The sequence below is a fragment of the Micromonospora sp. NPDC005087 genome, assembly GCF_042872965.1.
Classification (GTDB): Bacteria; Actinomycetota; Actinomycetes; order Mycobacteriales; family Micromonosporaceae; genus Micromonospora.
In genome coordinates this window covers 1-8602 of the sequence record NZ_JBIALB010000054.1, presented here as the reverse complement: position 1 = coordinate 8602, position 8602 = coordinate 1, and the positions used below count along the sequence as shown (strand labels likewise).

General features: G+C 66.6%; 8 protein-coding genes and 20 tRNA genes. 4 read left to right on the top strand and 24 right to left on the bottom strand.

All coding sequences use genetic code 11. The annotated features are described in order from the left end of the window. Positions 1 to 89: 89 nt before the first annotated feature. Complete coding sequence (locus ACFYPS_RS36565) at positions 90 to 260, bottom strand: alpha/beta fold hydrolase (RefSeq protein ID WP_387331021.1); 171 nt, start codon at positions 258 to 260, stop codon at positions 90 to 92. Positions 261 to 705: 445 nt separating this feature from the next. After that, the gene (locus tag ACFYPS_RS36560; RefSeq protein WP_387331018.1) at positions 706 to 1428 is read right to left on the bottom strand and encodes a class I SAM-dependent methyltransferase; all 723 of its coding nucleotides are present in this window, start codon (positions 1426 to 1428) and stop codon (positions 706 to 708) included. 181 nt (positions 1429 to 1609) lie between these two features. Here ACFYPS_RS36560 and ACFYPS_RS36555 point away from each other — a divergent pair, with 181 nt between their 5' ends. The 3 genes from ACFYPS_RS36555 (at position 1610) to ACFYPS_RS36545 (ending at position 3627) form a co-directional block, all read left to right on the top strand. Continuing rightward, the gene (locus ACFYPS_RS36555; protein ID WP_387331015.1) at positions 1610 to 1912 is read left to right on the top strand and encodes a transposase; all 303 of its coding nucleotides are present in this window, start codon (positions 1610 to 1612) and stop codon (positions 1910 to 1912) included. After that, complete coding sequence (locus tag ACFYPS_RS36550) at positions 1909 to 2805, top strand: IS3 family transposase (RefSeq protein ID WP_387331013.1); 897 nt, start codon at positions 1909 to 1911, stop codon at positions 2803 to 2805. The genes ACFYPS_RS36555 and ACFYPS_RS36550 overlap by 4 nt, the downstream gene beginning before the upstream one ends. A gap of 75 nt (positions 2806 to 2880) precedes the next feature. Further along, positions 2881 to 3627, top strand: a complete 747-nt coding sequence (locus tag ACFYPS_RS36545) for an SDR family oxidoreductase (RefSeq protein ID WP_387331010.1) — start codon at positions 2881 to 2883, stop codon at positions 3625 to 3627. A 111-nt stretch (positions 3628 to 3738) separates the two neighbouring features. On the opposite strand, the gene ACFYPS_RS36540 is transcribed toward ACFYPS_RS36545, so the two are convergent. From ACFYPS_RS36540 to ACFYPS_RS36515, 6 genes are all read right to left on the bottom strand, one after another. Then, positions 3739 to 3809 (bottom strand) — tRNA-Asn (locus ACFYPS_RS36540). Position 3810: 1 nt separating this feature from the next. Then, positions 3811 to 3884, bottom strand: a tRNA-Glu gene (locus ACFYPS_RS36535). A 6-nt stretch (positions 3885 to 3890) separates the two neighbouring features. Further along, positions 3891 to 3962: transfer RNA gene (locus ACFYPS_RS36530), tRNA-Val, on the bottom strand. 1 nt (position 3963) lies between these two features. Further along, positions 3964 to 4042: transfer RNA gene (locus tag ACFYPS_RS36525), tRNA-Val, on the bottom strand. 3 nt (positions 4043 to 4045) lie between these two features. After that, a tRNA-Lys gene (locus tag ACFYPS_RS36520) sits at positions 4046 to 4117 on the bottom strand. Positions 4118 to 4204: 87 nt separating this feature from the next. Beyond that, positions 4205 to 4288, bottom strand: a tRNA-Tyr gene (locus tag ACFYPS_RS36515). 126 nt (positions 4289 to 4414) lie between these two features. Here ACFYPS_RS36515 and ACFYPS_RS36510 point away from each other — a divergent pair. Then, the gene (locus ACFYPS_RS36510; protein ID WP_387331007.1) at positions 4415 to 5947 is read left to right on the top strand and encodes an alkaline phosphatase D family protein; all 1533 of its coding nucleotides are present in this window, start codon (positions 4415 to 4417) and stop codon (positions 5945 to 5947) included. 162 nt (positions 5948 to 6109) lie between these two features. Here ACFYPS_RS36510 and ACFYPS_RS36505 read toward each other — a convergent pair. The 16 genes from ACFYPS_RS36505 to ACFYPS_RS36430 form a co-directional block, all read right to left on the bottom strand. Further along, positions 6110 to 6181, bottom strand: a tRNA-Val gene (locus ACFYPS_RS36505). A 75-nt stretch (positions 6182 to 6256) separates the two neighbouring features. Continuing rightward, positions 6257 to 6330: transfer RNA gene (locus tag ACFYPS_RS36500), tRNA-Asn, on the bottom strand. A gap of 1 nt (position 6331) precedes the next feature. Further along, positions 6332 to 6405: transfer RNA gene (locus ACFYPS_RS36495), tRNA-Glu, on the bottom strand. Between the two features lie 6 nt (positions 6406 to 6411). After that, positions 6412 to 6483: transfer RNA gene (locus tag ACFYPS_RS36490), tRNA-Val, on the bottom strand. Between the two features lie 2 nt (positions 6484 to 6485). Continuing rightward, positions 6486 to 6560 (bottom strand) — tRNA-Met (locus ACFYPS_RS36485). A gap of 2 nt (positions 6561 to 6562) precedes the next feature. Then, a tRNA-Lys gene (locus ACFYPS_RS36480) sits at positions 6563 to 6634 on the bottom strand. 8 nt (positions 6635 to 6642) lie between these two features. Beyond that, positions 6643 to 6716: transfer RNA gene (locus tag ACFYPS_RS36475), tRNA-Arg, on the bottom strand. A 4-nt stretch (positions 6717 to 6720) separates the two neighbouring features. Continuing rightward, positions 6721 to 6794: transfer RNA gene (locus ACFYPS_RS36470), tRNA-Lys, on the bottom strand. A gap of 1 nt (position 6795) precedes the next feature. Continuing rightward, positions 6796 to 6882 (bottom strand) — tRNA-Ser (locus ACFYPS_RS36465). Between the two features lie 5 nt (positions 6883 to 6887). Then, a tRNA-Pro gene (locus ACFYPS_RS36460) sits at positions 6888 to 6961 on the bottom strand. Positions 6962 to 6965: 4 nt separating this feature from the next. Then, a tRNA-Pro gene (locus ACFYPS_RS36455) sits at positions 6966 to 7037 on the bottom strand. Positions 7038 to 7045: 8 nt separating this feature from the next. Beyond that, positions 7046 to 7786 (bottom strand): hypothetical protein, encoded by a 741-nt coding sequence (locus ACFYPS_RS36450; RefSeq protein WP_354968315.1) that lies wholly within the window; start codon positions 7784 to 7786, stop codon positions 7046 to 7048. 56 nt (positions 7787 to 7842) lie between these two features. Beyond that, a tRNA-Arg gene (locus tag ACFYPS_RS36445) sits at positions 7843 to 7915 on the bottom strand. Positions 7916 to 7928: 13 nt separating this feature from the next. Beyond that, positions 7929 to 8002, bottom strand: a tRNA-Ile gene (locus ACFYPS_RS36440). A 1-nt stretch (position 8003) separates the two neighbouring features. Beyond that, positions 8004 to 8093 (bottom strand) — tRNA-Ser (locus ACFYPS_RS36435). Positions 8094 to 8160: 67 nt separating this feature from the next. Next, a partial coding sequence (locus tag ACFYPS_RS36430; protein WP_387331004.1) for a transposase occupies positions 8161 to 8602 on the bottom strand: 442 nt, incomplete at its 5' end.

Here is an 8602-nt window from a genome sequence, read left to right as displayed (position 1 = left end):
ATGGCTCCACGTCCTTATCCCACGCTGTCCGCTATGGACGCTATGCCCGTGTCATGCCGAACCGCGCCCGGATCCTTGCTGAGATCACCTCAGTGCTTGGCAAGCTCCGGCAGAACCTTGCGCCACATGTACCACGTCTGAGGATAGCCGTGCAGCAGGACCAGTGTCCTGCCCCGACCGCCCCGAACATAGTTGATCGTGACGTCGCCGACCTGCGCCGTCTGCTCCGTAAAGGAACCCGGAATCCGCTCGCCGCCCATTGCCACTCCCTCTGATGACACACGCCGTCCGTGGGCTACCCAACCCCGGGGCTCGTACACCTCCCAAGCGCCGGTGTATACCAGGGGCGTACCTGACTGGCTGGGCAACGCGATGCCCCGGAAGCGACGCGGCGGGGCCGGGCTGAACGGATAGCCACACTCTCATCCGCACGACCGGGCGTTCTCGCGCCTGGACGCGCCCTGGTCGACGCTGTCCAGAGGCGCGCGGACAGCAAGGGTCGGGCCCCGCGCGTAGCCCAGGCCAGAGCCGACGAGACCAGCCATGCCCGTACCCACTGGCCAAGGCCTCTGCGTTCCGGCCGGAATGCTCACCTGGCCGGTCGTCCTTACCAGCATCTCCTTATGGTCGAGAATCCGGCGTCGTCGCCTCCGGTGACTGGCCCGTCGCTTGGGGCGGGCGAACTACTCAATGCGCGACCGGGCATCAGTGATGGTCTGCCGGCTTACGCGCGAGGATGAGCCGGTACCGTGGGCTGCTGTCCCGGTGCCGGCCCAGGCCGGTCAAGGCGACGGCCGTCGCGGTGAAGCCAGCCGCCGTCAGTTCGTCGAGGACTGCGGGCAGCGGGCTGCTGCGGTAGTACATGACGAATGGGGGGCGCCACACGGCATTGCGGACCCGCATGGCCAGGTCGAATCCGAGCGTGGCCCAGTGCGATACCGAGGTGAGGGGCGGCGGCGCGCCGATCGCGAAGGTGAAGAGCCCGCCGGGCCGCAGTGCGCGGTACACCCCCTCGAAGAGTGCAGTCCGTTCGGTGGGCAGGAAGTGCCCGAGCGCTCCGAAGGTGACCGCGAGGTCGAAGTTCTCAGCGAAAGGCAGGGCCCGGGCGTCGGCCTGCACCCACGTGGCATCCGGGTGTGCGCTGCGCGCCTGCGCGAGCATGCCGGCGCTGAAGTCGACGCCCGTGATCCGTCCTTGGCACACCGGCCTGAGAACCTGCATGCCCGCACCAGTACCGCAGCACACGTCCAGTCCCTGGCTGAACGGTCCGAGTTCGGACAGCACGTGGGCGGTCGCGCCGAGAATGCTCTCCGGGGTGCGAAAGGGCGTGTGGTCGAACTTCGGAGCCAGGAGGTCGTAGCCCCGCTGGACCGAGGACAGCGCCTGTATGCACAGTTCACGCAGAGACGGGCCTTGAGGCGAGAACACCGGCCGAGGGTACCTGCCGGACGGCACCCCTGTGGGGTGCCAAATCCCTGTCATGGGGGCGCGTGTTCGCGGGCCCAGGCCAAGAGCCGCAGCCAGCCCAGGTGGGCCTGCCCCGTTTTGACGGACATCCGAGATCAGGGGACCGGGGGTCTCCGGGAGGATGTCCAGCATCATGGAGAGCATGGGAAAGAAGCGGCCACGGCCTCGGCGTTCGTTCACGCCGGAGTTCAAGGCCGAGATCGTCGAGTTGTGCCAGCGTGGTGACCGCACGCTCCGGCAGGTCAGCCAGGACTTCGACCTGACCGAGACGGCAGTGCGTGAGTGGGTCAAGCAGGCCGAACTCGACACCGGCGTCCGCGCCGACGGGCTGATGACCGACGAGCGGGCCGAACTCGCACAGCTGCGCAAAGAGAACCGCAGGCTGCGCGAAGACGTCGATGTGCTCAAACGGGCGACGGCTTTCTTCGCGAAGGAGACCCGGTGAACGTCTTCCCGTTCATCGCCGCGGAGCAGGCCGGCAAGCACAACGTCAAACGTGCCTGCGAACTGCTCGAGGTCTCCCGATCCGCCTACTACCAGCAGAAAACCGGCGCCCGGTCGCAGCGCGAGCGGGTCGATGCCCGGCTCACCGACAAGATCACCGTTCTGCACGAACGGTCCAAGGGCACCTACGGGGCGCCGCGGATCCACGCTGACCTCACCGAGCAGGGGCTACGACACGGACGCAAACGCGTCGCCCGGCTGATGCGCACCGCCGGACTCGCCGGCAAGAGCCCACGCCGCTGGCGCACGACCACAATCCCGGATCCGGCCGCCGGGCTCCGGCCTGACCTGGTCGGCCGCGACTTCCGTGTTGATCCTGGCGTAATCGATACCCGCTGGTGCGGCGACATCACCTACATCAACACGTGGCAGGGCTGGCTCTACCTGGCCACCGTCATCGATCTCGCATCACGCCGGGTCGTCGGCTGGGCCGTGGCCGACAACCTGAAGACCGACCTGGTCGACGCCGCCCTCGCCGACGCTCTCGCACGCCGCCGACCCGAGCCCGGACTGGTGTTTCATTCTGACCGCGGCACGCAATACGTCAGCGCCCAGCACGCCCGCCTCGCACACCGTCACGACATCCGCCTGTCCGTCGGCCGGCGCGGACAGTGCTGGGACAACGCAGTCGCCGAGTCGTTCTTCGCCACCATCAAAACCGAACTCCTGCACCGCCAGGCCTGGCCCACCCACCAAGCCGCCCGCCAGGCCATATTCGAATACATCGAAGGCTGGTACAACACCCGCCGCCGACACTCAACCCTCGGCTACCTCAGCCCTGCGGCTTTCGAGGCCACCAGCTCACAACCGCTACCGATCGACCAAGCCGCCTAACTAAGATCAACACAACGACCCTGTCCGTCGAAACGGGTCAAGCCCAAGCCAACAACGAACGATGGAGTGAGTGTGATGTCGGAACGTACGGCTCTGATTACGGGCGGCACCAGCGGAATCGGGAAGGCGACCGCGCGGACTCTGCACGATCGCGGCTACCGCGTTGCCGTCACCGGACAACGTCAGGAGAGCGTGGCTCACGCACGGCAAGAATTGCCCAACGATGTCCTGGTTTTGCAAGCTGACGTGCGGTCGCTATCGGACATCGACAAGGTCGTGTCCGAAGTCGGAGGACAGTTCGGAAGTCTGACCACGCTGTTCCTGAACGCCGGCGTCAACCGTCCGATGACGCTAAAGGATTGGGACGAATCGGGCTACGACGAGGTGTTCGCCGTCAACACGAAAGGGGTGTTCTTCACCCTGGTCAAAGCCTTGCCGCTGCTGTCCGACGGCGCTTCGGTCATTGTGACAGTGGGTATCGGAGCAACGCGCAGCCTCACCGGCAGCAGCGTCGCGGCCGGGTCACACGGCGCGATGCTGGCCATGATCCCGACACTTGCGCTCGAGCTCGCACCGCGCCGGATTCGTATCAACGCGGTCAGCCCCGGAATGACCGACACTCCGATGACGAGAGCCTCGATCCGGACGGCAACCGATGACGTCGCGGGGACGATGACGGCGATGGCCGAGCACAATCCGTTCGGCCGCCTCGCGACGCCAGAAGACGTCGCGGGGACGGTCGCTTTTCTGGCTTCGGACGATGCCGTTTACATCACCGGGCAGGAGATCGTCGTGTCCGGGGGTGCCGGGTTGGCCATCTGACCGAATTGGTCTAGCTCAGGTCGTGTTCGAATGATCACTGATGAGCTGCGAGCCCCTCACATCCGGGCCGCCCGACACGAAACCCCGCTCAAGTTCGAAGAGCCGTCATCGCTCCCCTGCCCGGATTCGAACCAAGATCAACCGGTTAACGGCCGGCCGCTCTGCCCTTGAGCTACAGGGGAATGGTCGCGCGTGCGGGGCTCGAACCCGCTTCATCGCCTTGAAAGGGCGAGGGCCTACCCATAACCGAACGCGCGATGCTGTGCCCCGAGCTGGTGTCGAACCAGCGACCCCCGCCTTGTCGAGACGGTGCTCTCCCGCTGAGCTATCAGGGCTTGGTGGCCGGGGGCGGGATTCGAACCCGCGTTCTCCGGCTTGTGAGGCCGGCGAGGACGACCGAACTCCTCTACCCGGCAAGTACGCCGCCAGGGGCTCGAACCCTGCACCCGCCGGTTAAAAGCCGGCTGCTCTCCCTCTGAGCTAGCGACGCTCGATGCTGCGCCCCGCGCTGGACTCGAACCAGCGACACCCGCCTTAGGAGGGCGGTGCTCTATCCGCTGAGTTACGCGGGCATGCGTGGGAGCGGAGAGATTCGAACTCCCTAAGCGCGAACGCACCGGGGTTACAGCCCGGCCCACCTCACCATCGGTGGCGCGCTCCCTTGAGTTCACTGGCGGGAATCGAACGAGTTCGCCTGCGCGCTGCCTGCCGTTCGCGGCGCGGGCCACGACGCGCAAACCGGCGTCGTTACGTTCCCGCCGGCAACCCAATGACGTAGGAGAACTCGATGGGGCAGAGCGACATGAACGAAGCCGGTCTCGACCGCCGGCGGTTTCTGACGCTGGCGGGTGCAGGGCTGCTCGCGGCGGGCACCGTGGCGACCACGAGCGGGCCCGCGCTCGCCATGTCGCCGGTCGACGGCGATCCGTTCACGCTCGGTGTCGCGTCCGGCGACGCGCTGACCGACCGCGTCGTGATCTGGACCCGGCTCGCCCCGGAACCGCTCGATCCGTCGACCCGGTTCGGGATGGGCGATCTGACCGACGTGCCGGTTCGCTGGCGCCTCGCCCGGACCGAGTCGCACCTGGGCGCGCCGTCCAAGTGGATCGCCTCGGGTGAGGCCGTGGCGTTCGCCGACAACGGGTTTTCCGTGCATGTCGACGTCGCCGGGCTCGATGCCGGTCGGCGCTACTTCTACGAGTTCGAGGTCGACGGGCCGGACGGGACGGTGTTCCGCAGCCCGATCGGCCGTACGCACACGGCGTTCGCGGCCGGCGACGACCGCACGGCCCGGTTCGCCGTGGTCACGTGCCAGAACATCGCCCGCGCCGACGGCGGCGAGTTCTACTTCCACGGCCACGATCACCTCGCCGGCCGCGAGGATATCGACTTCGTCGTGTTCCTCGGCGACTACTTCTACGAGTTCGGGCGGGGCGCGCACGTGCCGCCGCGCGAGATCAGCTCGCTCGACGACTACCGCACCCGTTACGGCCAGTACAAGCTGCGCGACAGCCTGCGCGAGGTCCACCGGCGGTTCCCGGTGTACGTCATGCCCGACGACCACGAATTCTTCAACGACTACCGCGGCGGCGACCTCGGCGGGGTCGGCCAGGTCCGCCGGTTCAACCGCGCCCTACAGGCGCTGTGGGAGAACATGCCGCTGCGCAACGGGCACCCCGGCCCGCTCGGCGACACGAAGAACGACCTCGCGCTCTATCGGCGGATCGCCTGGGGCACGAATCTCGACCTGTACCTGACCGACGTCCGCCAGTACCGCGGCCCATCGCTACTCGGCAACGCCCAGACCGACGATCTGCTCGACTGGCTGCGCACCACGACCGCGACGTGGACCGCGCTGGCGACGCCGACGCCGATCTGGTGGAACGGCGGCAACAACGGCTGGAACGCGTTCACCGGCGTGCGCGACCGCGTCACGGCCGTCCTCGAGGAGCGCAAGGCTGCCACACCGGCCACGTTCAACCCGGTCGTGCTGTCGGGCGACATCCACTGCGGCATCGTGACCCACGTGCGCCGCTTCCGCGACCACACGAGCCCGTTCGTCGCCACCGAGTTCATCAACGCCCCGATGACGAGCCAGAGCAGCAACCAGTTCCTCCCCGACGACGAGATCCGCGGCGCCTACAACGGCATGTACGGCTACATGGAGTGCATCGCCGAGCCGACCGGCTGGAAGGTGCGCTACGTGGTCGGCAACCAGACCGACGACCCGAACGGCACCGCGACCGGCGAGCTGCCGTGGCATCTCGATGCGGGCGCCGCTCCGGGTACCGTCTACCAGCCGGTGCGCCAGGAGGCCTGACGGGGGCGTCGCCCGCGCCAGATCTGGGTACCTCCTCGACGAAATCGAGGAGGTACCCGTGGACGGGTCTGTCAAGTGGGTACGACTTCCCGCCGACCTCCGGAGCCGCAATCCGGCGCTCTTGCCGCTGAGCTACAGTCACAACGTCGGCCCGAAGGCCAGTGCCCGCACCTGGGATCGAACCAGGGACAACTGGTGTGTGGGACCAGCGCTCTACCGCTGAGCTACACGGGCATGAAGATGACGGGCAGCCCTGGTGGACCACTCTCCGCAGGGAGGAGCTGACGCCCCGTCCCGGCCCCGTCATCGCTCCGGCGACAGGACTCGAACCTGTACCTGTACGGATTAACAGTCCGCTGCCCTACCGATTGGGCGACGCCGGAATGGTCGCGCGTGCGGGGCTCGAACCCGCTTCATCGCCTTGAAAGGGCGAGGGCCTACCCATAACCGAACGCGCGTCTGCGTGCCGCGAGCTGGGATCGAACCAGCGACCTACGCCTTGTCGAGACGTTGCTCTCCCGCTGAGCTACCGCGGCGGGAGCGGGACCCGGATTCGAACCGGCGGCCTCTGGGTTATGAGCCCAGCGCGCTTCCATAACTGCGCCATCCCGCAAGTGGGCCGCCAGAGGATCGAACTCTGGACACTCCGATTAAAAGTCGGCAGCTCTACCACTGAGCTAGCGGCCCGATAGACGTCCCCCGAGCAGGATTCGAACCTGCGACGACCCGGTTTAGGAAACCAGCGCTCTATCCACTGAGCTACTGGGGGAAGTTGGTACGCCGCCGGAGGATCGAACTCCGCTCCCCTGATTAAGAGTCAGGTGCTAAGCCACTCAGCTAGCGGCGCTTGGCGGAAGGTTGACGAGTCGAACGCCAGGGCTTGCACCCCCCTCCGGCTTTCGAGGCCGGCTGGCCCCCACGGGCCGGAACCCTCCACGAGTCGGGTAGGCCGGATTTGAACCGACGGCCTTTCGCTCCCGAAGCGAACGCGCTACCAAACTGCGCCACTACCCGTTTGTCGGGACGGGGAGTCTCGAACTCCCGACCTCTGGTCCCCCAGACCAGCGCGCTACCCCTGCGCCACGTCCCGTTGTTGCCCTACGCGGGCCACCGCACGCGATATCGCTCGTACTCCGGCCCTGGATAGCAGTGAACCTGCCCGAGTACGCGGGCGTGAGGGACCAACCACATGTCCTCCATGCCACCGATGAAGAAGAAGAAGTCGACGTCCTGCTCGTCGTAGGGCAGGCGAGTCCGCCGCGTCGGCGAGAGGTAATTCCTCGTGTTCATCTGGAAACACGGCACCCCGCCGCTGACTCCGCGCCGTGATGTCTTGACCTGTACCTTTGCCGGCTGCCCGCTCGGGAAGACCACAAGCAAGTCGTACGGCTGCTGATCTGCCACCTGCCCGACGCCGCAACCGGCGAGCTTGAACCAGGCCGCGGCCAGCGACTCACCCGCGTTCCGCAGGAGATCCTGCTGGGGGCTCAGCGAGGAAGCGACGTCGTCCCCCTCGATGGGCGTCCGCCTGTCGAGGTGGGCGAAGTCGACACCTCGACGCAATGCATGGCGCTTCGCGTTGGACGCCGGAGTTCCCAGCTTGATCGCGACGTCGTTCCACGTCGTTGCCTTCCGGATCGCCCTTGCCAGCTCCTCGTCGCTCCACAACCGCTGTCCAGTGAAGTGCGACGTGTCGAGCTGAAGCTGTTCCGCCCGCCGCCGTACCCCGGTTGTGCTGGTGGTAGTACCACCCAGCTCGCGGAGTACGTGCCTCCAGGATCGGCACCGGGCAACGACCTGGGCGAACTCCTCATCGGAGGTCTTGAAAGGACGCGACATGCGGATCATATTACCGTGGCCCGGCGCGCTACCAACCTGCGCCATATCCCGGAAAGAGCCCCCGACTGGAATCGAACCAGCGACACCGAGATCCGTAATCTCGTGCTCTATCCACTGAGCTACGGGGGCAAGAATTGCTGCGTGCCGTCGGCTGGAATCGAACCAGCGACCCCGGAGTTATCAGCTCCGTGCTCTAACCGACTGAGCTACGACGGCTTGGCGAAGGGTGACGGATTTGAACCCCCGGCGGTGTGACCCGCTCCGCGTTAGCAACGCGGCGCCATCGACCAGACTCGGCCAACCCTTCATGCGCGCTGACGAGGGGACTCGAACCCCCGGCCCCCCGGCTGACAACCAGGGCCCCGGCAAAGTCGTCAGATGATGCCGAGTAGGGCCAGGGGCCGGGTGCTGTCGCGGGCGTGATGTCGGTTGGCGGCGGCGATGTTGGCGATTCCGGCGGTGCGGAGGGCGCCGATGGCGGCGTTGCGTAAGGCGGCCATGACCTCGGGTCCGGTTCCGGTGCGGATCTGGGATCGGTCTTCGTCGTAGGTGACGTCCCGCACCCAGTGGATCTTGTTTTCGATCGACCAGTGGCCGCGGATCCACGCGGCCAGTTGTGCCGGTTTCGCTTGGTGCACGCCTAGGTCGGTGATGGCGTAGACGGTCTCGGTGGTGAAGCGTTTCGGTTGGTCCAAGCGCCGTCTGCGGCGGCGGATCTGCAGTGTCCCGCACCGGGTTTGATGGAGACATCGAAACCTGGGAGGAACACCAGCGATGCCCGCACCGAAGAAGTACAACGATGAGCTGCGTGAGCGT

Bases quoted from the DNA above. Each gene is read 5' to 3' on its own strand.
- ACFYPS_RS36565 (WP_387331021.1), bottom strand. From the start codon at position 260: ATGGGCGGCGAGCGGATTCCGGGTTCCTTTACGGAGCAGACGGCGCAG.
- ACFYPS_RS36555 (WP_387331015.1), top strand. From the start codon at position 1,610: ATGGGAAAGAAGCGGCCACGGCCTCGGCGTTCGTTCACGCCGGAGTTC.
- ACFYPS_RS36545 (WP_387331010.1), top strand. From the start codon at position 2,881: ATGTCGGAACGTACGGCTCTGATTACGGGCGGCACCAGCGGAATCGGG.
- ACFYPS_RS36510 (WP_387331007.1), top strand. From the start codon at position 4,415: ATGGGGCAGAGCGACATGAACGAAGCCGGTCTCGACCGCCGGCGGTTT.
- ACFYPS_RS36450 (WP_354968315.1), bottom strand. From the start codon at position 7,786: ATGTCGCGTCCTTTCAAGACCTCCGATGAGGAGTTCGCCCAGGTCGTT.